Genomic DNA, 22,761 nt, shown 5'->3' with positions numbered 1-22,761 from the left:
CGTTCATGGAGCCCCAACCCGGACACCGCGAAGGTCCGCGCCCGTCAGCCGGCGTCGAGCACCTCGCGCAGTCGCGCCGCGAACTCGGCGGGCTTGCCCGCGTAGCCGAAGTCGCCGCCGAGGAAGCCGCCGTGGTGGCTGGGGAACACGGTGGCCTCCTGGCCGAGCAGCGCTGCGGTGGCGACGGCCGTACGTGCGGTGTACGTCCCCGCCGTCTCCTCGCCGACGGCGATCACGATCCGGGTCGGTGCTGCGGTGAGCGCCTGCGCGTCGGGTCGGTAGTCGATGATCGCCCAGGAGGCCTTCGACAGCAGCGGGTCGTCGCGGGTGCCGTCGTCGTCGGTCGGCAGGCCGAACGTCGCCGGGTCGGGCGTGGGCTGGGCGAAGTAGGCGTCGGTGAACTCGCCCTGCCAGGACGTCATCGCGATGAACGCGGCCATCCCGGCGCCGTTGCCCTTCGCCTGGTACGCCTCGTGGAAGGCGGCCCGGGCGCGATCGGCGGCGTCGGCGTCAGGGAGCACGGCGTTGATCGGCGGCTCGTGTGCGACCAGCGTGACGACGTCGCCGGGGTTGGACGCGACCAGTTCGAGCGCGGTCACCGCGCCGCCGCTGCTGGCGAAGACGTCGACCGGGCTGGTGCCGAGCGCTTCGATCAGCAGATGCAGGTCGCCCGCCTGGGTCTGCGGCGTGTGGTCCGACCGGCCGTCGGTGCGGACGCTGCGGCCCAGGCCGCGGGGGTCGTAGGTGATAACCGTGCGGTCGGTGAAGTGCTCGGCGAGCGAGCCGAAGCCCTCGGCGGTCATCGGCTGGCCGATCATGAGCAGCGTGCGATGCCCGGCGGCTGCGGAGAGCGGTTCGCGGACGTCGTAGACCAGGTCGGCGCCGGGCGCGGCAAGGGTGCGCGTCTCACTCTTTGTCATGCCGGGAGCGTACGGCCGACGTACGACGTCATGGGCCGTGGCGCTGCGAGAGTCGCGCCGGTTTCGCGGGCGAAGGCGGCTCCTGCAGCGCCACCGAGTACGCGCTCGAAGCCGTCACCGAGGCGGGCCGAAACTCGAAGATGTTCGCGCTGCCATGATCGACCAAGACGGTAAGCAGCCCGGGGACCCGGACCGGGGAGCCCGCGCAGTGATCGCCGCCATGGCCTCAGGACCCGCCGCCGCGACGACGTTGACCGGTGTGACAGACAGGGTGGGCGCTGGCGCCGTCGCCGGTCTGCTTGGTGATACCTGTATCGGCTCCTTTGCTCTGCTGCCCCCTGCGCAACGCGCGCGGTGCGCCGCGTTTCCTGTCGTTCGTTCGTGCTGGCCCGTGCCATGAAGCGGCTTCGTGCTCGTGTTGCGGTGACGGCAGCAGAGCAAAGGGGCGAGTGGGCAGGACCGTCCGCTGTGGGTCTGGCGCATCCCGGCCGCCTGTCCCAGCAGCCAGCAGCCAGCAGCCAGCAACCGGCCGGCAGCCAGCAGCGGAGGGCGGCCACGTCATCTGCGGGGCGACGGCTGCCGCACGTGACCCGGGGCGGCACCCATCCGCGTCGGTGTTCGGCGCGCGGAGGGCATGATCTGGGGCATGGAGTTCTTCTGCTACCACCGTGATCGGCGCGGCTCTGCGGCGATCCGGAGCGAGTTGCTACAGGAGCACTGGTCGTACATGGACGGGTACGCGACGCAGATGATTGCTCGCGGCCCGACCTTCGCAGCCGACGGTGCCACGCCCACGGGCAGTGTGCACATCCTGGACCTGCCCGATTCCGCCGCCGCTCGGGCCTTCGCCTTCGACGAGCCCAATTACCAGGCCGGCGCGTACCGCGATGTGCTGTTGCGCCGGTGGCGCAACACGCTGGGGCGCACCATGTGGGACTTTCCCGGCGGCCGGGAGGGTGGCAATCGGTATCTGGTGCTGGGCCTCGGCGCGGGGGAGGCCCTCGATCTCCCTCCGCAGCGCGACCGGGACGACCTGATCGCGTACGGGCCGTTGCTGTCCGACGACGGTGCCGCCTGGCTGGGCACGGCGGCGCTGCTCCGGGCGGAGGATGCGGACGAGGCGCGTGCCGTGCTGACCTCGGACCGGTACGCCGACATCGAGGTCCACAACTGGGCGTTCGGCGGACGGCCGTCATGACCCCATAGATGCCGGCCCTGCTCGGCATGAGGGCAGTATGCGTCAGCTGGTGATCGACAACGTAGGTGCCGCGCCCTGTGCCGGCCGGTGGCGCGTACGGTGATCGCCGAGGTCGCGCGGGCGTACCCGGCACCGGCCGGCGTGGCGCGCCTAGCGACGCTCGTCGGCCTCACCCGCTGACCGCGCTGCCCCGGCGGGGCGTGGCCCGTGCCCTACGGCGCGGTCGTCAGGGCCCTGCCCGGCCCACCCGACTCCGAACGGGCTTCAGTTCTTGCGCGCGGTCACCAATGCGAACGTGAGCAGTTCGCCGTTGTCCGCCGTGAGCATGTCGATCACGGGCTGGTTCGACGCCTGGCCATCCGGCTGCGCCTCGGCACCTGCCTGGGTCCACAGCAGCCAATCGCGCCAGCCGTCTGGTTGCAGTCGCGCTGACGTGACCGTCACCAGTTCGGTGATCTCCCATTGGAAGCGCCACCACTGCGCCGTGTGCCAGGCGATCGCCTCCCAGCCGACCACCTCCTTGATGTGGGCGGGGACAGCCCCGAGCTCGCGGACCTCACGGGTCATCGCGGGCGTTGCCATGCCCAGCTGACCACCGGGGCGCAGGAACCGCACCAGGTACGGCAGGTAGCTGTCGGCCGTGCCGAAGTACTCGAACGCGTCGACGCTCACGATGGCATCGAAGCTTTCCTGTTCGAAGGGTAGGACGTGTGCCTCTGCCCGCACCGCATCCACCCGGTCGCTGACGCCGGCCTCGGCGAAGACGGCCGCCGCCTCGTCCGCGCCGACCCACCAGTCGGCCGCGACGACGTGAACGCCGTACTCGCGGGCGAGGAACACCGACGTGGCACCCCTGCCGGAACCAAGGTCGAGCACCCGCATCCCCGGGCGCAGATCAAGGTCCCGAGCGAGGTCCTCCAGCAGCCACAGGGGGTTCGGCCCCATGTCGAGCCGGAGCAACCACGCCGGGTCGTAGCGCGACGATCGGGGATAGCGATCCGGGCGTATGAGCTGATCCAGGGCGGTCACGAGGACTGACCCAAGTGAATTCCAGGCGCTCGTGCAACCTCTTTTCGCGACGGCGGTCACCTGCGACGCGGGCACGCCCACCCCGTGGGGCCGGCGTGCCCGCAACCCTCAGTTGAGGCGGAAGGTCACTTGAAGCGGATGAACTTGGAGAACTGGTTGTTGGCGGTTCCCACCGACACCGTCCGGTGGCTGTACTTGTCCGCGTTGACGTAGTTGTACTCGTCGATCTCGAAGGTGCCGTTGGCGTTCACGCTGGTGACGAAGGCGACGTGACCGTAGGTGCCGCCCAGGCGGACCGCGACGTCACCGGCCTTCGGGCTGTTGTAGACCGGCACACCGGCGCGACCGGCAGCGGCGACCCACTCCTTGGCGTTACCCCACCGCGCCTGGCCCCCGTACTGGTTGTGGAAGGGCACGCCGACGCGGCTCCGCACCGCCCAGGCGGCGAAGCTGGTGCACTGCCCCTTGTAGAAGTTCCACGGGTCGATGCCCGAGGTCGCGCCCTTGTACGGGTAGTCGTCCTTGGCCGGATAGGTCGTTCCGGCGGAGATCAGCTGGTGGGAGGCGTTGTTGTTCTTCAGCGTGGCGTTCAGGTTCGCCTTCGCGCCGGACGCGAAGTTCTGGTAGGCGTAGGAGCCGTCGTAGTCGCTGTTGTAGTAGACCCGCACCGTGTTGCTGGTGCGGTTCCACACGGAAGCGGCGTTGTTCTTGACGCACAGGCCCTGGCCGCTGCCGGCACCCTTGAACTCGTAGCAGCCGGGCTGGGTCGAGCCGTAGTCGGCCAGTGATCCGGCGTGATCCGAGATCGATCCCGCGTGGTCGCTGTTGTAGTAGTAACAGAACTCGCCGGCGTCGCAGATTCCATCGCGGGACGCCGCCTGGGCAGGCATGGCGACCGCCAGGACGCCGAGAGCTGCGCCGAGCACGCTCGCGCTGAGCGCGCCGAGGACGCGAACGGTGATCCTGGGCATGTCCACTTCCCTTCCGGGGGTATGTGACGACGGGCTCACACTACAAGCCATCGATAGATCGGCATACACCTCGCGCGAAGATCCCGACCGCGACGGGGGTGGGTGCCTGATCGGCAGCGGGGCCAGCTGATCAGGGGACGCCCGCCAGGCGCGCGGCGATGTCGGCGGCGGTCTGCTCCAGGTGTTCGCCGTTGACGGCACGAGAGGCAGCGCGTCCTGATAGATCGTCACGGCGCCGGGACGGTGTCACCGTCCGCCGCTATCCTTCGCCGGCACGTCGGGGACGGTCCTGGCGGCGAACGCCGGTGTACGGGCTGCCGCACCGGGTCTGGAGGGCACGTGCCGGTCGGGGCGGTAGACGTCGAGGCGTTCCGGATCGCTGTCCGGCAGGTGACGCAGGCGACGGTCGCGGAGCGGGAAGTTGCCCTGCGGCGGCTGGCGGAGGCCGGCGCGGCCGACCCGGCGCTGCGCCAGGAGGCGGCGGACGCGATCTGCGCCTACCTGCGTACACCCTGTGCCGCGACTGCGGTGGCTGGAGCGGGCGCGGCGGACGGCGAACTGCGGCGGGAGGCCCTGCGGGTGCTCGTCGGGTTGCTGCGCCCCGCCCCCGGGGCGGGCGAGGATGTCGGAGCAGGCGAGGACGCGGGAGTGGGCGGGGCGTGGCCGGGTGTCGTGGTGGACCTGTCCGGTGCGACCCTCGTGGAGGCCGATCTCGGTGGGTGTGAGCTGGCTGGGGCCCGGTTCGCCGACACCCGGTTCCTCGGGACGACCTCGTTCGCCGACGCCCGGTTCATCGGCGACGCGATCTTCGCCCGGGCCGTCTTTTACGGACCGGCCCGGTTCGACGGGGCCCGGTTCGCCGCCGACGCCGTGTTCGGGCGTGCCCGGTTCCGGGGGCCGGCCAGCTTCGAACGGGTCGGCTTCGCCGCGATGGCCTGGTTCGGGCGGGGCGAGGAGGAACTGTGGGAGGACGATCCGGCCTGGGACGCCGTCGAGGACGTCCGACCCGCGCCCTGGGACGAGCCGAACGAGGACGACCCGGGCTGGCCCGTCGCGGTCCTGATGGGCGACTACCAGGGCTGGGAGGAGGGCGGCGACGGGGCCCGATTCGTCGGGGCCGTGTCGTTCCGGGGCGTGCGCTTCGACGGCCCCGCCTGGTTCGGCAAGGCGCGGTTCGGCGCGGACTCGACGTTCCGGGACGCCTGGTTCGGCGGGCCGGTGCGCCTCGACCAGCCGGCCGTCGACCTAGACGGCGCCCGGTGGGCCGGCGCAACTGGCGACGAGCCGTCGCGCTGGCCCCTCGGCTGGGCGTCGGCGCCGGGGCCGGACGGCACGAGCGTGCTCGTCGCCGACGGTTCCGTCGTGCCCTACTCCCGTCAGCTCGCCGACCGCGATCCCGACGTCCGCCGCGCGGGGCTGCAGGCCCTCGGCGAGCTCGGTGACGGGAGGCCGGAGCTGCGCCAGCGCGTGGTCGACGCCGTGTGCGCGTACCTGCGGGTGCCACTGCCGTTCGACGTGACCGGCGAGCTGACCCCGGCCCAGGCCGGCGAGGTCCAGCTGCGGCGCGACGCCCAGCGGCTGCTCGCCGAGCGCCTGCGCCCGGCACCCGTCGGGGCGGGCGGGGCGGTAGAACGGCACTGGCCGGAGACGGACCTGCCGCTGTGCGGCGCGACACTGGTCGACCTCGACCTCAGCGGGTGCCAGGTCGGTCACGCGGACTTCACTGGCACCCAGTTCCACGGTGCCACCCGCTTCGACGCGAGCACGTTCGCCGGGGCCGCCTTCCGGCTCGGCGGCGCCGAGGGGCGCGCCTCGTTCCACGGCGACGTCACCTTCGCCGGGGCGCGGCTCGGCCGCCGGCGCGACGTCCGGGACGTTCTCGGTGGCGTCGTGTTCCACGCCGGTGCCGTGATCGACGACCCCGAGGCCCCGTCTGCGGGGAAGGGCTGAGCGCGGCTCCCCGCAGACGTCGTCCCGCACGACCGTGACCCAGGGCGTGCGGGACGACCAGTGCCGGCCGTAGCGCCGCTACCTGCCGCGCCGGGCCGTCCGTACGCCGAACGCGACCGCGCCGACGATGAGCACGACGCCCAGGAGTTGGAGGCCCGGCGAGTCGTCGGCCTCCCCGAGCACGATGCCGACGACGCCGATCGCGACGGCGAGGACGGCGAGGAGGTACTTCAACGGTCTCCTCATTCCTCGACCCACTCGAGCAGGTCACCGGGCTGGCATTCGAGCACCCGGCACATGGCCTCCAGGGTGCTGAAGCGAACGGCCTTCGCGCGACCGTTCTTCAGCACCGCCACGTTCGCCGGGGTGAGCCCGACGCGTTCGGCGAACTCACCGACGCTCATCTTGCGTTTCGCCAGCTCGACGTCGATGCGGACGACGATGGGCATCAGATCACCGCTTCCATGTCGGTACGCAGTGTGGTGGCCTGCCGCAGCAGTGCCCGCATCACCACCATCAAAAGCCCCAGCACGGTGACACCCACCAGCATCAGGAACAGCAGGACCGGCAGCCCGGGGTCCGACGCGTTGAAGCCGATGTAGAGGAACACCCCCAGCAGCACCACCCAGGCGGCGACGATCGCCCACACGATCGCGTCCACCCACGCCAGGGCGGCGTCGCTGAAGATGCGGTCGCGCTTGACCAGGGTGAGCAACTTCCAGGTGGACACGATCACGACCTGGATGCACAACACCCAGAACACCGAGACGGCGGTCATCGGCCACCTGAGGTGGGCATCGTTGGGGGACTCCTTGGCCATGTGCGCGAACATCCCGGGCAGCGAGAGGGTCTGGAACATGACCAGGATCCCGAACAGCAGCACCAGGAAGATTCTGAGCGGGCCCACCGCTCGATGCTCTGTCAACATGCATCGACTATCACTCGTAAACTATCGACTGTCAATAGGCTTGGCTGACTCTCAGTCGGCTGGACGCGGGGGCGGGGCTGTCGGGGCGGCGGTCCGAGCGCGGCGGCGCGGTCCGAGGGCGGGGCGGTCAGCGGACGCGGGCGACCGGTACCGAGCCGCCGGTCGCCGCGCCCGTGGCGGGGCCCAAGCGGTCAGGGGATCGGCCACTCGTGGACCGGTCGGTTGCTGTGCATCAGGTCCACGTAGTACCGGACCACCTCGCGCAGCGCCGCCGGCCGGTCCAGGTGGTCGGTGGACTCCAGCCGGTGCAGCGTCTCCACCTGCCAGGTGGCCCCGTTGCGGCCGGTCAGGCAGCGCTGCTCGATGATGCCGAGCAACCGGTCCCGCTCGTCCGGGTCCAGGCCCCACCGGTCCAGGCCGTGGTGGGCCAGCGGCAGCAGCCGGCGCAGCACCAGCTCGGTGACGGGCAGGTACCCCAGGCCGGGCCAGAACACCTGGGCGTCGATGCCGTGCCGGGCGCCGCTGGTGAAGTTCTCCTCGGCGGCGCTGAACGACATCTGCGACCACACTGGCCGGTCCGACTCGGCGAGGGCCCGTACCAGCCCGAAGTAGAACGCGCCGTTGGCCACGGTGTCCAGCACCGTCGGGCCGGCGGGCAGCACCCGGTTCTCCACCCGCAGGTGCGGGCGGCCCTTGTACACGTCGTACACCGGGCGGTTCCAGCGGTAGACGGTGCCGTTGTGTAGCCGCAGCTCGGCGAGCTTCGGCACGTCACCCCGGGCGAGGGCCTCGGCCGGGTCCTCCGGGTCGCACACCGGCAGCAGCGCGGGGAAGTAGCGGACGTTCTCCTCGAACAGGTCGAACACCGTGGTGATCCACCGCTCGCCGAACCACACCCGCGGGCGTACCCCCTGGGCCTTGATCTCCTCCGCCCGCGTGTCGGTGGCCTGCTGGAACAGCGGGATGCGGGTCTCGCGCCACAGCTCCCGGCCGAAGAACAGCGGCGAGTTCGCGCCGAGGGCGACCTGGATGCCGGCGATCGCCTGGGCGGCGTTCCAGTAGTCGGCGAACTGGGCCGGGCTGACCTGGAGGTGGAACTGGGTGCTGGTGCAGGCCGCCTCGGGGGTGATGGTGTCGGCGGTGACCGCGAGCCGCTCGACCCCGCTGATCGAGATCCGCAGGTCCTCGCCGCGGGCGGCGAAGATCTGCTCGTTGAGCAGCTTGTAGCGCGGGTTGGCCGACAGCGTCTCGGCGGTCAGGTGCTCCGGGCGCAGCGTCGGCAGGATGCCGATCATCACCATGTGCGCGCCGACGCCACGGGCCTTCGTCTCGGCGGCGTTCAGGCTGGCCCGGACGTGTTCCTCGAACGCGGCGGTGCCGGTGCCGGCCAGCCGGCGCGGCGCGACGTTGATCTCGATGTTGAACTGCCCCAGCTCGGTCTGGAAGCTCGGGTCTTCGATGGCGGTCAGCACCTCCGAATTGCGCATCGCCGGCATCGAGTCGTCGTCGACCAGGTTCAGCTCGATCTCCACCCCGGTCATCGGCCGCTCGACGTCGAACCGGGACTCCCGAAGCATCTCGGCGAAGACGTCCAGGCACCGCCGTACCTTCTCGCGATAGCGGGCCCGGTCCTCGCGGGTGAATGTCCGTACGCCGACGTCCTCGCCCATCGTCACCACCTTGTCACCGTTGGTCCCCCTAACCTCGCACGGCGGCGCGGGCCGGGGAAGACCCGAAGGTCCCTACACGTACCCCGCCGGGGGCCGCGTGATTCCCGTCGCGTCCGCCCGTCGTTGCCCGGATCGGCCGGCCGGTCTGGTTAGCATGGCCGGCAACCGGTGGGGGAGTGACGATGCGCGAGAAGATCACCAAGTTGTTCGTGGCGGCGGCGATCGCCGAGGCCTGCTCCTGGCTGGCCCTGCTGATCGGCATGGCCGTCAAGTACGGGCCGCCGGACAACGAGATCGGGGTGAAGATCTTCGGGCCGATCCACGGCGGGCTGTTCGTCGTGTACGGCCTGCTGGTGCTGGCCGTGGCCCGGCTGCAGCGGTGGCGGCTGTGGCCCACCGTCGTGGCGCTGGCCTGCGCCGTCCCGCCGTTCGCGACCCTGTTCTTCGAGCGCTGGGCAGCCCGGCGGGGCATGCTGCGCACCGCACCCGAGCAGGACCGCCCGCTGGCCCCGGTCGGCTGACCGCCGCCGACACCCACCGGGACCACCGGGCGTCCCCCTGCGGCGCGCCGCCCCACGGCTGATCTGCTACCCGGCTTACCTGCTGCCCGGCGGGGCGTTGCCCCCACGGCTCACGGCCACCCGGGGGCGCCTGTCAGCCGGCGAGGAAGGTGGCCAACGTGGCGGCGAGCTGCTCCGGGGCCTCCTCGGCCATGTGGTGGCCCGAGTCGATCGAGGCGCCCCGTACGTCGTCGGCCCAGTCCCGCCAGATCGCCGCCGGGTCGCCGTACAGGTCGACCATGTCGTCCCGCTCCGACCAGCAGAACAGCACCGGGCAGGCGATCCGCCGCCCGGCGGCCCGGTCGGCGTCGTCGGCCGCCCGGTCCGGGCCGAGCCCGGCCCGGTAGTCCTCGCACATCGCGTGCACCGTCGCCGGGTCGTGGATCGCCCGGCGGTAGTCGGCGTACGCCTCCGCGCCCATGACGGCCGGCGAGCCGCCGTACCAGGCGTCCGGGTCGGCGTTGATCACCCGCTCCGCCGGCTTGTCCGACTGGCCGAGGAAGAACCAGTGCCACCAGCGGGCCGCGAACCGGGCGTCGGCGCGGGCCAGCGCCTCGCCGATCGGCACCCCGTCGAGCACCCCCAGCCGGCTCACCCGGTCGGGGTGGTCCAGCGCCGTACGCATCGCCACGTAGCAGCCCCGGTCGTGTCCGACCACCGCCGCGCGGTCGTGGCCGAGCGCGTCGAGCAGGCCGACCACGTCGCGGGCCATCGCCCGCTTGGCGTACGTGGTGTGCCCGGGGTCGCTCGGCGGCTTCGACGAGCCTCCGTAGCCCCGCAGGTCCGGGCAGATCACGGTGTGCTCCCGGGCCAGCAGCGGCGCGACCCGGTGCCACGTGGCGTGGGTGCGCGGGTGGCCGTGCAGCAGCACCACCGGCGGTCCCGACCCGCCGTGACGCACCCGCAGCCGCACTTCTCCGACGTCGATCTCATCCAGCGCGAATCCCTCAAACATGGCACCCCGGTGCCCGCCCCCGGCCCGCCGGAAACCGCAGCTCCTCCCCACCCTCGCCCCACGTCCCGCTGGACCCAGGGCTACTGATCCCGTGAACGGTGGCGTCAGCCGGCCACTGATCCGTTTAGGACATCAGCTGCAAAGCGTCTCGCGGGTGGGTCCTCCGCCGCTACCCGAGCGGATCCTGAGGTGACCGCGGACCCGAAGAAACAAGGGGTCACCCAACCAACGTTCAAACACGAAGCGCGAGCGGGCGCGCGAGGCGGCGGGGCCGGGCTTGCCCGGTGCGTGGCAGAATCCGGCGTCGTGCAGCGCTTTCGCTCCTGGGACGGCACCGACCTCGGCTACCGGCTCGTTGGTTCAGGTCCGCCCCTGGTCTGCATCCCCGGTGGCCCCGGGCAGGCCGTCGAGTATCTGGGTGAGCTGGGTGGGCTCAGCGCGCACCGGACCCTGGTCCTGCTCGACAACCGGGGCACGGGCGGGTCCGGCGTGCCGGCCGATCCGGCGACCTATCGCGTCGACCGGATCGTCGAGGATGTCGAGGCGCTGCGCCGTCACCTCGGGCTGGACCGGATGGACCTGTTCGGGCACTCGGCCAGTGGCGGGGTCTGCCTGCTCTACGCTGCCGCGTACCCACGCCGGCTTGACAGCCTCGTCCTGGTCGACCCGTCGCTGCGGGTGGTCGACCTGCAGTCGGACCTCGGCGTTGCGGAGGTGCTCGCCCTGCGGGCGCACGAACCCTGGCACGCGGAGGCCGTCGCCGCGCTGCATGCCGAGGCCGGCACGCCGCAGGAGTTGGCGCGGTACCGCTGGCTGTCCGCGCCGCTGCTGTACGGCGAGTGGAACGCCGCGGCGCGGGCGCAGGCGTCCGCCGAGCCGGACCAGTTCGCCCAGCCCGCGACGGACGGTTTCTACGCCGGCTTCGACCCCGATCCGGCGCTGCCGGGGCGGCTCGCGGCGCTACCGACGCCGGTGCTGCTGGTGGTCGGTGAGTACGACATCTGGCCGACCTGCACGGCGGTACGTGAGCTGGCCGCGCTGTTCGGCGACGCCGAGCTGGTGGTGCAGCCCCGGGCGGGGCACTTTCCCTGGGTGGACGACCCGTCGGCATTCGCGGCCATGGTGGAGCGATTCCTCGCCCGTAGCCAAACGGCGCGCCGCGCCGGCCGGTAGCGCCCGCGCCGCGCGGAATTCCGCCCGGGGGTCCCTCAGGTGAGCAGGGCCCGCCAGTCGGGCAGGGGCCCGTCAGGTGAGCACGACGGCGACGGCGATCGCGGCGATCAGCACCGCCCCCAGCACGGCCTGGATCAGCAGCGGCGGGCCGAGATGGCTCCACAGGGTGGCGGTGCGCGGGCGCAGCAGTTGCCCGGTGGTGAGGTTGACGATCCGCTCCACCCGGGGCGGCAGGTCCGGGTCCTGCGGCCGGAGGGTGATCTGCACCCAGTCGGCCGGGTGCAGGGCGCTCTGCGGCAGGTGCCCGTGCAGCTCCACCTCGCAGAGCTGGTCGGCGGAGTCGCGCAGCCGCAGCGGGGTGACCAGGAACTCCGGGCCCTTGCGCAGTTCCTTCCAGCTGCGCCGGGCCCCGCCGCCGTTGGGCAGCAGGGAACGCAACGCCAGCAGCAGCAGGCCCATCACGCTGGCCGCTGTGACCACGGCGACCAGCACCGGCTGGCCGATCCTCAGCTCGCGGGGATAGCCGTCGAGCAGCCGGACGACCCGGCCGGTGACGATCCGCTGCGTGGGGCGAGCGATCCGCCGGTATTCCAGGTCGCTGTCCATGTGCACCACCGAAGAGTCGTTCACCACCGAGAGTCCGGTTCCCTGCACCGATCGTATCCGCACGCTCGGGTGAACGACGTGAATGAACGCGAGTCACGTTCGTGGCGCGGTCAGGTGACAAGGCCACCGGCGCGGGTAAGCGGGGGGCCGAGCTGGAAAGGGGTCGAGCATGCAGCTGTCCTTCCTGCGCCCGCTCTACGATCGTCCCGGGCCGTGGTGTTCGGTATATCTGGACGCCTCCCGGGACACCGAGGACGCCCGTCCGGCGCTCGACCTGCGCTGGCGGGCCCTCAAGGGCGAACTGCTTGAGCAGGGCGCCGACGCGCCTACCGTGGACGCCGTCGAGCGGGTGGTCCGTGGCCACACCCCGATGCCCGGGGACTACGGCATCGCCGTGTTCGCGACCCGGGGCCGGGCCGTGCTCAGCGAGTACCTGTCCGCGCCGCCGCTGCGGGACCTGGCGGCGGTCTCGGAGCTGCCGCACACCATGCCGCTGCTCGCCCAGCGCGGCGAACAGATCGCCTGGGTACGGGTGTTGGCCGACCGGACCGGTGCCGATGCCGTGGCGGTCAGCGCGGGCGGGGTGCCCCGTCGCGCCCACGTCACCGGCCGGGAGGAATTCCAGCTGCGCCGGGTCAATCCGGGCGGCTGGTCGCAGTCCCGCTACCAACGGGCCGCCATGGAGGCGTGGCACCACAACGCCGGCGACGCGGCGGCGGCCACCGTGGAGCTGGCCGAGAAGGTCGGCGCTGACGTGCTGGTGGTCGCCGGTGACGTGCGGGCCACCGGCATGATCGCTGCCCAGCTTCCCGAGCGCTGGCAGGACGTGATGGTGCGCACCGACGCCGGGTCGCGGCACGCCGGGGCGGACCCGACGCTGATGGACGACCTCACCGTGCAGACCATCGCCGAGGTGGCCGACCAGCGGATCACCGCCACACTGGACCGCTTCGGCATGCAGGAGGATGTCGGGGCGGGCCTCGACGCGGTCGTGTCGGCGCTGCAACGCAACCAGGTCGACACCATGCTGATCGTGGACGACCCGTCCTCCACGGAGGAGCTGTGGATCGGCCCGGGGCCGACCGACATCTCCACCGACCCGGGGCAGCTCAGCGCCCTGTCGGTGCCCGACCCGCAGCGGGTGCGCGCCGACGCGGCCCTGGTCCGGGCGCTGGTCGGCACCGCCGCGGAGCTGACCGTGCTGGCACCCGACGAGGCGCCCGAGCTGACCGACGGGGTGGGCGCGGTGCTGCGCTACGTCGACCCCGCCACCCCCGGGCGAGGAAATGGCTGAGCGTACGGGGGCCGACCTGGTGGTGGAGCGGCTGCGGGCCTGGCGGGTGCCACGCGTCTTCGGCTGCCCGGGCGAGGCCATCGCCCCGGTCGTCGCGGCCCTGGACCGCTCGGGCGGGGACCCGGAGTTCGTCCCCGCCCGGCACGAGGAGACCGCCGCCTTCATGGCCAGCGGGCACGCCAAGTTCACCGGCGAGATCGGCGTCTGCCTGGCCACCCAGGGGCCCAGTGCCGTCCACCTGCTCAACGGCCTGTACGACGCCAAGCTGGACAGCAAGCCGATGGTGGCGATCGTCGGGGAGGACATCACCGGCCCGCTCGGCGGCGCCCACGAGGAGATCGGGCTGAGCCGGCTCTTCGGCGACGTCTGCAACCAGTTCGTCCGGTACGGACGCGCGCCCGAGCAGGTCCCCTGCGTGCTGGACCAGGCGTTCCGCACCGCCGCCGCGACCCGCAGTCCCACCTGCGTGGTGTTGCCCCGGGAGGTGCAGACGGCCGTGGTGCCCGACCTGCTGCCGCAGGCTGCCGGGGTGACGTCGGCGACCCCGGGGGAGCCGCTGGCCCGGGTGCTCCCGCACGACGCCGACCTGGCCGCCGCCGCGTCCCTGCTCGGCGCCGGCGGCCGGCTGGCGATCCTGGTCGGTCAGGGCGCGCACGGCGCGGCCGACGAGATCGTGACGCTGGCCGACCGGCTCGGCGCCGGGGTGGCCACCAGCCTGCTCGGCAAACCGGTGCTGGACGAGCGGCTGCCCTTCCACACCGGGGTGCTCGGCGAGGTCGGCAGCACCGCCGCCGCCCAGCTCATGGGCGGCTGCGACACCCTGCTGATGGTCGGCACCACCGACCCGTGGACCGACTACTACCCGATGCCCGGGCAGGCCCGCACGATCCAGATCGACATCGACGGTCGCCGGATCGGCACCCGCTACCCGGTGGACGTGCCGCTGGTCGGCGACGCCGGTGAGACGCTGCGCGCGCTGCTCGACCGGGTGCTCGACCGGGTGCCCGACCGGGCCCGGCGGGACTGGCGCCGGACGGTGGAGAGCTCGGTGGACCGGTGGCGGGAGGAGGCGGCGGCCCGGGCCGGTGAGCCCGGCGAGCCGGTCAACCCGCAGCTGGTGCTGCACCAGCTCTCCGCCCGGCTGCCCCGCCCGGCCGCGATCGCCGTCGACGTCGGTTCGGTCATCTACTGGTACGCCCGGCACCTGGAGCTGCGGCCCGGGGTGACCGCCCAGCTCTGCGGAACCCTCGGCTCGACGGGCTGCGCCCTGCCGTACGCGGTGGCGGCGAAGCTGGCCCGCCCGGACCGGCCGGTGATCGCGCTGGCCGGGGACGACGCGATGCAGCTCAACGGCCTGGCCGAGCTGATCACCGTCGCCCGACACTGGCGGGAGTGGCCCGATCCCCGGCTGGTGGTGCTGGTGCTCAACAACCGCGACCACTCGGGCACGGGCGGCGACCGGTCACCCGCCGGCGCGTCCGCCCGCCGGCCCGACGTGCCGTACGCCGGGTGGGCCCGGCTGCTCGGCCTGCACGGCGTCCGGGTGGACCGCCCGGAACTGGTCGGCGCGGCGTGGGACGAGGCCCTCGCCGCGGACCGGCCCAGCGTGCTGGAGGCCGTGGTCGACCCCACCGTGTCGCTGCGCCCGCCGGAGCCGGCCCTGGCCGACCTGCGGGGCCTGTTCGCCGACGGCGACGCGGCCCGGCTGGTCCGGGAGCGGATGCTCGACACCCGGGTCGTCGTCGAGGCCGACGACCTCGTTTAGTCCCGCCGGGCCGGGGCACCCGCGGGTACGCCGTCACCCGCGAGGAGAGCCATGCCCGAGCCCGCCGACCGCCGCTACGGTCCCGCGCCCCTGCCCCGGGCCCGGGGCCCGGTCTCCGCAGCGCTGGTGGCGGCGCTGCGCCAGCCGCCGCACGACCCGCCGGTGGGGCTCGGCGCGCGGTTCGCCCCGGACGACGGTGGGCATGGCCCGCTCGTCGACGAGGACCTCCAGCTGACCCTCTTCCTCTGCTACGAGCTGCACTACCGGGGCTGGGCGGGGGTGGCCGAGCACTGGGAGTGGCAGCCGGGCCTGCTGGCCCTGCGGGCCCGGGCCGAGCGGGTCTTCGAGGCGGCGCTGCGTCGGCTGGCCGGCCCGTCGCGGGCGGTGCCGCCCGCCGGCGTGCCGCAGGAGCTGGCCGAGCTCGTGGCCGCCGACGACGGCCCGGCGCTGGCCGTGACGGTGCAGCACCGGGCGAACCTGGAGCAGTTCCGCGAGTTCGTCGTGCACCGCTCGATCTACCACCTGCGGGAGGCGGACCCGCACAGCTGGGGACTGCCCCGCCTCGGTGGGCCGGCCAAGGCCGCGCTCGTCGAGATCCAGATGGACGAGTACGGCAACGGCCGGCTGGACCGGATGCACGCCGAGCTGTTCCGGCGCACCATGGACCGGCTCGGCCTGGACACCGGCTACGCCGCCCACCTGGACCGGGTCCCGGCGGTCACCCTGGCCGCGAACAACCTGATCTCCCTGTTCGGGTTGCACCGCCGGCTGCGCGGCGCGCTGCTGGGCCACCTGGCGGCGTTCGAGATGACCTCCTCGCTGCCGAACCGCCGCTACGGCAACGGCCTGCGCCGGCTCGGCCTGGACGAGGCTGCCACCCGGTTCTACGACGAGCACGTCGAGGCCGACGCCGTGCACGAGCAGGTCGCCGCGCACGACCTGTGCGGCGGGCTGGCTCGCACCGAACCGGCGCTCGTACCCGACCTGATCTTCGGCGCGGCGGCGGCGCTGGCGGTCGACGGCCTCTTCGCGGGGCACGTGCTGGACGCCTGGGCCCGGGGGGAGAGCTCGCTGCGGCCGGTAACCCGCCCGGCGCCGGTCACCGCCGTCGCCTGACCGCTCGCGCCTCGGCGCGGCCGGAGCAGCCTCGCCCCGGCGGCGGAGCAGCCTCGTGCCGGGCGGTCAGCCCTCCCGGTCGGTGCCGGCGCGGAACCGTACCGCCTTGTGTGTGCCGTCGCAGAACGGCTTGAGCGCCGACCTGCCGCACCGGCACAGCGCCACCGTGCCCCGGCGCGCATCGATGGTCCGGCCCTCGGGGGTGACCAGGGCGAAGTCGCCGCGGACCAGCAACGGGCCGTCCTGGTACGGGGTGATGGTCGCCGCCGGGGCGTCGTCGTCGGTAGCCATGTCGCACCGTGCCCGTCGGGGGCGCGTCGAAACCCGCCCGGCCCCGGCCTGCTCGGCCCATCCGGCGCGGCGTCGGACGCCACGCCCAGCCGGCACGCCGGGGACCGCAGGGTGCAAGCGTCCGTCCATCGAAGAATGCCCCCGGCGGGTGGCGGAGGCCCCGTTTAGACCCCATCGGGACGGGAAGCCGGGCCGCGTGGCAAACGAGCGAAGCGGGCTGGGACCTGCGCATCCGGTGCGCGGGGGACTCACGGCGGACGGGGCCGGACTGGCCGGGGACCGGGTGGTGGCGGTCGGCAGCACCGGACGCGTCCTGGTCGCCGCCGCGGCCCGGGCCCTGCGCGGGCAGGACTGCGCCGACATGGGCCAGCCGGGCGCGCTGTCCCGGTTCACCGGCGCGCCCGAGCCGGTGCGCCGGGCCGCCGCCGCCCGGGCCGCCGGCCGGGTCGCGCTCACCCCCGACCAGGCCGCCGAGGTCGACGCCGCACGGGTGGCGCGGTGGATCGTCGACCAGTACCCGCGCCGCCGCTACCCGGGCGTGGTGCTGGGCTCCCCGCACGGCGCGGCGGCTCACCTGGCGGTGGCCCTGGGCGTGCCCTGGCTGCCGGCCGCGTTCGAGACGACGGTGCACTGGACCCGGGGGGCGGTGGACCGCCCCGGAGCCGCCCTCGACCACGGCGCGGCGCTCGCCGCCCGGCTGGTCGCCGGCAACCCCGACGTGCACGTGCGGCAGGTGCACTGCCCGGCCAGCCGGGGCGCCCTCGCCGGGGCGACCGTCTCGCTCGCCGTGCGCTGGCAGCGCCTGCCGGCGGCGTACGCCCGGTTCCTGGCCGACCGGGTCGAGCCCGGAGCCCCGCTGCTGCTGCTGCGCGACGCCCGGACCTGGCCGGTGCACGACCTCGGGCTGGGGCACAGCTTCCAGGCCGGTTCCCCGGCCAGCGGGCTGGAACCGGTGGACTTCCACCCGGACTCGCACGCGCTGCGCCAGGTGCTCCGCTCCGTCGGCGGCGAGGGTTCCCACTGGGAGCCGCCGGAGTTCCACTCCCCGCAGGGCTACGCCGAGCACGGCGTGGAGCCCGGGTTCGAGCTCGCCGTGCGGGCGTGGGCCGGGCGGCGCGGGCACCGGCTGCACCGGGTGCTGTTCCCCCGGGCGGAGGCGCTCAGCGCCGCAGTCGCCGACCTGTACCGGGCGTGGCTGCGGCGGGCCGGCAAGACCGGCGACCGGCTGGTCGTCGAGTGCGGGCGTCTGCTCGACCCGTGGCAGGTGCTGCGGGCCGGGCTGGTGCCGTACTGGTGCGAGAACGCCACCCGGCGCGCCGTCGACGCGGTGGAGTGGTGGTTGGCCGGCAGCGAGCCGTTCAGCTCGGTGGACGTGCTGCCGGAGTCGCCGGGGATGCGCTCGCCGGCCCTGGCCGGGCTGCCGCAGTGGCTGGCCGTGGCCGCCTTCGGCCGCCGCCGTCGGGCCCTGGACCGCACCGCGGCCCGGGGCTACCCGGTCACGGCGGTACCCACCCGCCGGGCCACCGAGGTGCTGCGGGCCCAGCCGTACGACCTGCCGGTGCCGCCGCCGCTGCCCATCGCGACCGCCGTCGAGGCGCTGAGCGACGGGACCGGCCACCAGGGACTGGTGGTCTGCTGACCCGATCCGCCGCGCGTGGAGCGCCAACCGGCCGGTGCCGAACCGCCCGCCGCGCAGCCACGCCGAGGCCGGCAGCACCAGCCGGCCGAAACATCCTCGCGACCCCGGGCCGCCGTGATTGAGTACCTACGGAGCGGGAACACCGCTGGCTGCGACGGCCCGGACACGCCGCGCAGCCTGGGGTGGACGCTCCTCGACGATTCACGTCAGGTGACCCACTTCCGGCTCGGTGCGTGGCCAGACCACGTACGCGACCGGCTTTCCCGATCAGGCGGGGACCTTCCTGAGGGAGGCGCGGATGTTCGGACAGACCACCACGACCACACCACCACCCACCGAACGGGGTCTGGAGGACCTCGACGCGGCGGCACTGGCGTACGCGGCGCGGATCGAGGGCCTGCCCCCCGAGCGGCGGCAGGAGGCGCGCGACGATCTGGTCCGCTTCGCGCTGCCGTTCGCCGGCCGGCTCGCCCGCCGGTACCGGGGGCGGGGTGAGCCGTTGGAGGATCTGGAGCAGGTGGCCCGGCTCGGACTGGTCAACGCCGTCGATCGGTACGACCCGGAGCGCGGCTCGTTCACCGCGTACGCGGCGATCACCATCGTCGGCGAGATCAAGCGGCACTTCCGGGACCGGACCTGGGGCGTGCACGTGCCCCGCCGGCTGCGCGACCTGATCCTGGAGGTCGGCCAGGCCACCGCGGCGCTGACCAGCGAGTTGTCCCGGGCCCCGTCGGTGGCGGAGCTGGCCGAGCGGCTGGAGACCCCGCAGCAGGAGATCCTCGCGGCCCTGGAGTCCGCCGCCGGGTACAGCCCGGCCTCGCTCAACGCGCCCGTCGGCGGGGAGAGCTCGGCCGAGTTCGGCGACCTGGTCGGCGAGAGCGACAACGCGCTGGAGTCGGTCGACGACCGGGTCACCGTCAGCGGGCTGCTGCACCGGCTGCCCTGGCGGGAGCGGCGCATCCTGGCGATGCGCTTCTACGGCAACCAGACCCAGGCCGAGATCGCCGCCCGGTTCGGCATCTCCCAGATGCACGTGTCCCGCCTGCTGTCGCGGGCGCTGACCTGGCTGCGGCAGGCGATGCTCGCCGACGCCGCGTCGCCGTGGCAGAACGGCGCGGCGGAGTCCGAGGCGGGCAAGGCGCGGATCCCGGTGCGGCACAACGGCGACCGGGTGGCCGCCCCGCAGCCGCCCCGCGACTGAGCCGCAGGGCGGGGGCGGACCGGGTGACCGGCCCGCCCCCGCCGCGCGTCGCCTCAGGCTCAGCGCTCCGGGGTGTCGTCCCGGGTGTGCGGGTGGCGCCACCGCTCGTTCTCCTGCGGGGCCCGCTCCGCGTCCGGCGGCTCGGTCTCCGGCGCGTCGGTCTGCTCGAAGCTGGGCCGGCGGATCTCCTCCGGCTCCGGCACGTCCACCGGCCGCGCCCCCGACTGCGGCGCCGGCCTGAACTCGGCGGCCTTCCGGGCGCCGTGCGCGCCCTCACCCGACGGGGACTCCGGCACGTGCCGCGCGGGGTGCAGCTCCTCGGCGAAGCTCTGCGGCGGCTTCGTGGCGCGTTGCGGCAGGTCCCGGCCGAGGTCGGCGACGAGATGGCCGTACTTGAGGTCGAACGCGGGGCGCTCGGAGCGGATCCGCGGCATCCGGTCGAAGTTGCGCAGCGGGGGTGGGCAGGTGGTCGCCCATTCGAGGGAGTTGCCGAAGCCCCAGGGGTCGTCCACCGTCACCAACGCCCCGAACCGCCAGGACTTCCACACGTTGTACATGAAGAACAGCGTGGACGCGCCGAGGACGAACGCCCCCACCGTGGAGATCATGTTCAGGATGGTGAAGCCGTCGCCGGGCAGGTAGTCGGCGTACCGGCGGGGCATGCCCTCGCCGCCCAGCCAGTGCTGCACCAGGAAGGTGGCGTGGAAGCCGATGAACATGGTCCAGAAGTGGATCTTGCCGAGCCGCTCGTCGAGCAGCCGGCCGGTCATCTTCGGGAACCAGAAGTACACCCCGCCGAACGCGGCGAAGACGATGGTCCCGAACATCACGTAGTGGAAGTGCGCCACCACGAAGTACGTGTCGGTGACCTGGAAGTCGGCGGGCGGGCTGGCCAGCAGCACCCCGGTGAGCCCGCCGAGCAGGAAGGTGACCAGGAAGCCGATGGCGAACAACATCGGCGTCTCGAAGGTGAGCTGGCCCTTCCACAGGGTGCCGATCCAGTTGAAGAACTTCACCCCGGTGGGCACCGCGATCAGATAGCTCAGGATGCTGAAGAACGGCAGCAGCACCTGACCGGTGGCGAACATGTGGTGCGCCCAGACCGTCATCGACAGCACCGTGATCGCGATGGTGGCCAGCACCAGTCCCGTGTAGCCGAAGATCGGCTTGCGGGCGAACACCGGGATGATCTCGGTGATGATGCCGAAGAACGGCAGCGCGATGATGTACACCTCGGGATGGCCGAAGAACCAGAAGAGGTGCTGCCACAGCATCGGCCCGGCGGTGGCCGGGTCGAACACGTGCGCGTCGAGCAGCCGGTCGGCGGCGAGCGCCAGCAGCGTGGCGGCCAGCAGCGGGAAGACCAGGATCACCAGCACGCTGGTGAGCAGCAGGTTCCAGGTGAAGATCGGCATCCGGAACATGGTCATGCCGGGGGCGCGCAGCGTCAGCGTGGTGGTGATCAGGTTGACCGCGCCGAGGATGGTGCCGAGGCCGGAGATGACCAGGCCGACGACCCACAGGTTCCCGCCGATGCCGGGGGAGTGCTGCTGCTGGCTCAGCGGGGTGTAGGCGGTCCAGCCGAAGTCGGCAGCCCCGTTCGGGGTGAAGAACCCGGCGACCACCATGGTCCCGCCGAACAGGTACAGCCAGTAGGCGAAGGCGTTGAGCCGGGGGAAGGCCACGTCCGGGGCGCCGATCTGCAACGGGACGATGTAGTTGCCGAACGCGAACACCAGGGGCGTCGCGAACAGCAGCAGCATGATCGTGCCGTGCATGGTGAACGCCTGGTTGTACTGCTCGGGGGAGAGGAACTGCATCTCGGGCCGGGCCAGTTCGGCCCGGATCAGCAGCGCCAGCACCCCGCCGATGAGGAAGAAGACGAACGAGGTGACCAGGTACAACAGGCCGATCTGCTTGGCGTCCGTCGTGCCGAGCAGCTTGATCAGCTTGGCCCCGGGCAGCGCCGGCCGCAGCGGGCCGGGATAGCCACCGAAGCGGGCCGGCGCGAGGATCGCGGGGCCTCGGTCTCGTCCGGGTTCCGTGGTTACCCGCTTGGGCATGGTTCCTCACCCCGTCGTCACGACAGAAAAGGACGGGCGTGCCTACCCGGCCCACCCATCATGTAACCAGGTGAGAGCGGTAATTTCGGTCAATTCGGGGTGAGGGGGCTCAGGTGGCGGGCAGCATCGCCCAGACGACCTTGCCGTCCCCGACCGGCGAGCTGCCCCACCGCTGGGCCAGCTCGCGCACCAGCAGCAGCCCTCGGCCGCCCTCGGCGCGCAGGTCGGTGCCCATGCTCGGGCGGATCGCCCCGCTGCTGCCGTCGGCCACGGCGACCTGCAGGTACGACCGGCGCAGCGTGAGCGTCACCTGCATCGGGGTGCCGGCGTGCCGCACGACGTTGCCGACCAGTTCGCTGAGCACCACCGAGGCGGGGCCGACCAGCTCCGGCAGGTTCCACCGCCCGCAGGCGTCGGCGACCAGCTCCCGGGCCCGCCGGCAGGCCCCCGCGACCGGCTCGAGCCGGGCGCGCAGTCGGGGCGCGGCGGCGGCCCCCGCCGTCCGGGTGGCCTCGGCGCAGTCCCGCCGCACCGGCACCACCCGGCCCACGGTCGACTCCGCCAGCCAACTCGCCGCGTCGGGCGGCGCGGCACAGAGCACGAACGGCACGGCCGGCCAGTCGGCGGCCCGCCGGGCGGCGGCGGCGAACACCGACAGCGCCAACCGGTCGCGTACGTCGACGGAGCCGAGGTCGACGACCAGCGCGTCGGGCTGGTCGGCGAGGCACCGTTCCAGGACGTGGTGCACCGGGCGCATGGTGCCCAGGTCGAGCGCGCCGCTGAGCCGTACGACGGTCACCGGCGACTCGTCGCGGACCTCGCAGGTGATCCGGCTCGACATGCGCGGCCCTCGCTTCCGTGTCTGGGGTTGATCCGCAGATACCCGGCACGGGACGGGGCGAAACGGGGCCGGGCCCCCGTCAGTGGCGACTCGGGCGGCGGGTGGTGAGCACGCCCAGCGCGATCATCCCGACGCCGAGGAACAGGTGCAGCCAGTTGTCGGCACCGTTGAGGGGGATGAAGTTGGCGCCGCTGGAGTGGTCGACCACCAGGCCGTACAGCCACAGCACGAGGTAGATGGCCCCGCCGCCGATGAGGAACGTGCGCGCCCCGGAGACCGTGCGTGCCAGTGCCAGGCCCGCGACCCCGAACAGCAGGTGCACGATGTTGTGCAGGACCGACACCTGGAACAGCCCGAACAGTTTCGCCTCCGAGTCGTGCCCCGCGAAACGCAGGTCGCTGTAGTACGTGGTGACCCCGGGGATGAATCCGAGCACCCCGATCACCAGGAACACCACGCCGACGGCGGCCGCGACACGACGCACGAGGGCGCGGCCGTCAGCAGGGTTTCGTCGGGCCCTCGAGTGGGCCATCGGACCGGTCACCGCGATCTCCTCACCGGGTAGGGAAGTCTCGCGGCGCGCCTTCCCGC

General features: G+C 73.0%; 21 protein-coding genes and 1 pseudogene. 9 read left to right on the top strand and 13 right to left on the bottom strand.

Annotation, left to right across the window (positions count from 1 at the left end):
* Positions 1-44: 44 nt before the first annotated feature.
* A complete protein-coding gene (locus ACQPZO_RS18120) occupies positions 45-920 on the bottom strand; it encodes an alpha/beta fold hydrolase (protein WP_433342489.1) in 876 nt (291 codons plus the stop codon).
* Positions 921-1,566: 646 nt separating this feature from the next.
* Here ACQPZO_RS18120 and ACQPZO_RS18115 point away from each other — a divergent pair.
* Positions 1,567-2,118: a YciI family protein gene (locus ACQPZO_RS18115; protein ID WP_433342487.1), complete on the top strand. Its 552-nt coding sequence runs from the start codon at positions 1,567-1,569 to the stop codon at positions 2,116-2,118.
* Between the two features lie 264 nt (positions 2,119-2,382).
* Here ACQPZO_RS18115 and ACQPZO_RS18110 read toward each other — a convergent pair whose 3' ends face one another.
* Positions 2,383-3,147 carry an SAM-dependent methyltransferase gene (locus ACQPZO_RS18110; RefSeq protein WP_433342485.1) on the bottom strand — a complete coding sequence of 255 codons (765 nt, stop codon included), beginning with the start codon at positions 3,145-3,147 and terminating at the stop codon, positions 2,383-2,385.
* Between the two features lie 125 nt (positions 3,148-3,272).
* Positions 3,273-4,118 (bottom strand): CHAP domain-containing protein, encoded by an 846-nt coding sequence (locus tag ACQPZO_RS18105; RefSeq protein ID WP_433342483.1) that lies wholly within the window; start codon positions 4,116-4,118, stop codon positions 3,273-3,275.
* A gap of 339 nt (positions 4,119-4,457) precedes the next feature.
* Between ACQPZO_RS18105 and ACQPZO_RS18100 the strand changes: the two genes are divergently transcribed.
* A complete protein-coding gene (locus ACQPZO_RS18100; protein ID WP_433342481.1) occupies positions 4,458-6,068 on the top strand; it encodes a pentapeptide repeat-containing protein in 1,611 nt (536 codons plus the stop codon).
* Between the two features lie 78 nt (positions 6,069-6,146).
* On the opposite strand, the gene ACQPZO_RS18095 is transcribed toward ACQPZO_RS18100, so the two are convergent.
* From ACQPZO_RS18095 to ACQPZO_RS18080, 4 genes are all read right to left on the bottom strand, one after another.
* A complete protein-coding gene (locus ACQPZO_RS18095) occupies positions 6,147-6,302 on the bottom strand; it encodes a hypothetical protein (RefSeq protein ID WP_433342479.1) in 156 nt (51 codons plus the stop codon).
* A gap of 8 nt (positions 6,303-6,310) precedes the next feature.
* On the bottom strand, positions 6,311-6,517 hold the full coding sequence (locus ACQPZO_RS18090) for a helix-turn-helix domain-containing protein (protein ID WP_184690149.1): 207 nt from the start codon (positions 6,515-6,517) through the stop codon (positions 6,311-6,313).
* A complete protein-coding gene (locus ACQPZO_RS18085) occupies positions 6,517-6,975 on the bottom strand; it encodes a DUF2975 domain-containing protein (RefSeq protein ID WP_433342478.1) in 459 nt (152 codons plus the stop codon). Before ACQPZO_RS18085 ends, ACQPZO_RS18090 begins: the two co-directional genes overlap by 1 nt.
* 212 nt (positions 6,976-7,187) lie before the next feature.
* The gene (locus ACQPZO_RS18080) at positions 7,188-8,666 is read right to left on the bottom strand and encodes a glutamate--cysteine ligase (protein ID WP_433342475.1); all 1,479 of its coding nucleotides are present in this window, start codon (positions 8,664-8,666) and stop codon (positions 7,188-7,190) included.
* A gap of 182 nt (positions 8,667-8,848) precedes the next feature.
* Here ACQPZO_RS18080 and ACQPZO_RS18075 point away from each other — a divergent pair, with 182 nt between their 5' ends.
* Positions 8,849-9,187 (top strand): DUF3817 domain-containing protein, encoded by a 339-nt coding sequence (locus tag ACQPZO_RS18075; protein WP_433342474.1) that lies wholly within the window; start codon positions 8,849-8,851, stop codon positions 9,185-9,187.
* Between the two features lie 133 nt (positions 9,188-9,320).
* On the opposite strand, the gene ACQPZO_RS18070 is transcribed toward ACQPZO_RS18075, so the two are convergent.
* Positions 9,321-10,181 (bottom strand): alpha/beta fold hydrolase, encoded by an 861-nt coding sequence (locus tag ACQPZO_RS18070; RefSeq protein ID WP_433342472.1) that lies wholly within the window; start codon positions 10,179-10,181, stop codon positions 9,321-9,323.
* Between the two features lie 306 nt (positions 10,182-10,487).
* Here ACQPZO_RS18070 and ACQPZO_RS18065 point away from each other — a divergent pair, with 306 nt between their 5' ends.
* A complete protein-coding gene (locus ACQPZO_RS18065; RefSeq protein ID WP_433342471.1) occupies positions 10,488-11,354 on the top strand; it encodes an alpha/beta fold hydrolase in 867 nt (288 codons plus the stop codon).
* A 72-nt stretch (positions 11,355-11,426) separates the two neighbouring features.
* On the opposite strand, the gene ACQPZO_RS18060 is transcribed toward ACQPZO_RS18065, so the two are convergent.
* Positions 11,427-11,969, bottom strand: coding sequence for a hypothetical protein (locus tag ACQPZO_RS18060; RefSeq protein WP_433351061.1), 543 nt, complete (start codon positions 11,967-11,969; stop codon positions 11,427-11,429).
* A 160-nt stretch (positions 11,970-12,129) separates the two neighbouring features.
* On the opposite strand from ACQPZO_RS18060, the gene ACQPZO_RS18055 reads away from it, so the two are divergent.
* From ACQPZO_RS18055 to ACQPZO_RS18045, 3 genes are read left to right on the top strand one after another with little or no spacing between them, the layout of a single operon-like run.
* Positions 12,130-13,254 (top strand): Vms1/Ankzf1 family peptidyl-tRNA hydrolase, encoded by a 1,125-nt coding sequence (locus ACQPZO_RS18055; protein ID WP_433342469.1) that lies wholly within the window; start codon positions 12,130-12,132, stop codon positions 13,252-13,254.
* Positions 13,247-15,019, top strand: a complete 1,773-nt coding sequence (locus ACQPZO_RS18050; protein WP_433342467.1) for a thiamine pyrophosphate-binding protein — start codon at positions 13,247-13,249, stop codon at positions 15,017-15,019. Before ACQPZO_RS18055 ends, ACQPZO_RS18050 begins: the two co-directional genes overlap by 8 nt.
* 51 nt (positions 15,020-15,070) lie before the next feature.
* Positions 15,071-16,135, top strand: a complete 1,065-nt coding sequence (locus ACQPZO_RS18045) for an iron-containing redox enzyme family protein (RefSeq protein ID WP_433342465.1) — start codon at positions 15,071-15,073, stop codon at positions 16,133-16,135.
* Positions 16,136-16,201: 66 nt separating this feature from the next.
* Here the strand turns inward: ACQPZO_RS18045 and ACQPZO_RS18040 are convergent, their stop codons facing one another.
* A complete protein-coding gene (locus ACQPZO_RS18040) occupies positions 16,202-16,426 on the bottom strand; it encodes a CDGSH iron-sulfur domain-containing protein (protein WP_350883003.1) in 225 nt (74 codons plus the stop codon).
* 235 nt (positions 16,427-16,661) lie between these two features.
* Between ACQPZO_RS18040 and ACQPZO_RS18035 the strand changes: the two genes are divergently transcribed.
* Positions 16,662-18,065, top strand: coding sequence for a hypothetical protein (locus tag ACQPZO_RS18035; RefSeq protein ID WP_433342463.1), 1,404 nt, complete (start codon positions 16,662-16,664; stop codon positions 18,063-18,065).
* A gap of 298 nt (positions 18,066-18,363) precedes the next feature.
* Positions 18,364-19,239, top strand: a pseudogene (locus ACQPZO_RS18030) (SigB/SigF/SigG family RNA polymerase sigma factor); the annotation flags it as partial.
* An 86-nt stretch (positions 19,240-19,325) separates the two neighbouring features.
* On the opposite strand, the gene ctaD reads toward ACQPZO_RS18030, so the two are convergent.
* The 3 genes from ctaD to ACQPZO_RS18015 all read right to left on the bottom strand — a co-directional run bounded on the left by ctaD (position 19,326) and on the right by ACQPZO_RS18015 (position 22,702).
* Entirely contained in the window at positions 19,326-21,329 is a 2,004-nt protein-coding gene (gene ctaD / locus ACQPZO_RS18025; RefSeq protein WP_433342461.1) for an aa3-type cytochrome oxidase subunit I, read from the bottom strand.
* 109 nt (positions 21,330-21,438) lie between these two features.
* A complete protein-coding gene (locus ACQPZO_RS18020; protein ID WP_433342459.1) occupies positions 21,439-22,170 on the bottom strand; it encodes an ATP-binding protein in 732 nt (243 codons plus the stop codon).
* 79 nt (positions 22,171-22,249) lie between these two features.
* The gene (locus ACQPZO_RS18015; protein ID WP_433351060.1) at positions 22,250-22,702 is read right to left on the bottom strand and encodes a DUF4383 domain-containing protein; all 453 of its coding nucleotides are present in this window, start codon (positions 22,700-22,702) and stop codon (positions 22,250-22,252) included.
* Between the last annotated feature and the right edge of the window lie 59 nt (positions 22,703-22,761).

The sequence above is a fragment of the Micromonospora sp. CA-111912 genome (genome assembly GCF_050948415.1).
GTDB lineage: Bacteria > Actinomycetota > Actinomycetes > Mycobacteriales > Micromonosporaceae > Micromonospora.
The sequence above is the reverse complement of the archived record's forward strand: the minus strand, read 5'-3'. Positions and strand labels throughout refer to the sequence as shown.

What these genes read in the sequence shown, in the direction of transcription:
- ACQPZO_RS18055 (WP_433342469.1), top strand. Translation starts at nt 12,130, where the DNA reads ATGCAGCTGTCCTTCCTGCGCCCGCTCTACGATCGTCCCGGGCCGTGG.
- ACQPZO_RS18105 (WP_433342483.1), bottom strand. Translation starts at nt 4,118, where the DNA reads ATGCCCAGGATCACCGTTCGCGTCCTCGGCGCGCTCAGCGCGAGCGTG.
- ACQPZO_RS18015 (WP_433351060.1), bottom strand. Translation starts at nt 22,702, where the DNA reads ATGGCCCACTCGAGGGCCCGACGAAACCCTGCTGACGGCCGCGCCCTC.
- ACQPZO_RS18070 (WP_433342472.1), bottom strand. Translation starts at nt 10,181, where the DNA reads ATGTTTGAGGGATTCGCGCTGGATGAGATCGACGTCGGAGAAGTGCGG.
- ACQPZO_RS18075 (WP_433342474.1), top strand. Translation starts at nt 8,849, where the DNA reads ATGCGCGAGAAGATCACCAAGTTGTTCGTGGCGGCGGCGATCGCCGAG.
- ACQPZO_RS18115 (WP_433342487.1), top strand. Translation starts at nt 1,567, where the DNA reads ATGGAGTTCTTCTGCTACCACCGTGATCGGCGCGGCTCTGCGGCGATC.
- ctaD (WP_433342461.1), bottom strand. Translation starts at nt 21,329, where the DNA reads ATGCCCAAGCGGGTAACCACGGAACCCGGACGAGACCGAGGCCCCGCG.
- ACQPZO_RS18020 (WP_433342459.1), bottom strand. Translation starts at nt 22,170, where the DNA reads ATGTCGAGCCGGATCACCTGCGAGGTCCGCGACGAGTCGCCGGTGACC.
- ACQPZO_RS18050 (WP_433342467.1), top strand. Translation starts at nt 13,247, where the DNA reads ATGGCTGAGCGTACGGGGGCCGACCTGGTGGTGGAGCGGCTGCGGGCC.
- ACQPZO_RS18045 (WP_433342465.1), top strand. Translation starts at nt 15,071, where the DNA reads ATGCCCGAGCCCGCCGACCGCCGCTACGGTCCCGCGCCCCTGCCCCGG.
- ACQPZO_RS18080 (WP_433342475.1), bottom strand. Translation starts at nt 8,666, where the DNA reads ATGGGCGAGGACGTCGGCGTACGGACATTCACCCGCGAGGACCGGGCC.
- ACQPZO_RS18090 (WP_184690149.1), bottom strand. Translation starts at nt 6,517, where the DNA reads ATGCCCATCGTCGTCCGCATCGACGTCGAGCTGGCGAAACGCAAGATG.
- ACQPZO_RS18120 (WP_433342489.1), bottom strand. Translation starts at nt 920, where the DNA reads ATGACAAAGAGTGAGACGCGCACCCTTGCCGCGCCCGGCGCCGACCTG.
- ACQPZO_RS18040 (WP_350883003.1), bottom strand. Translation starts at nt 16,426, where the DNA reads ATGGCTACCGACGACGACGCCCCGGCGGCGACCATCACCCCGTACCAG.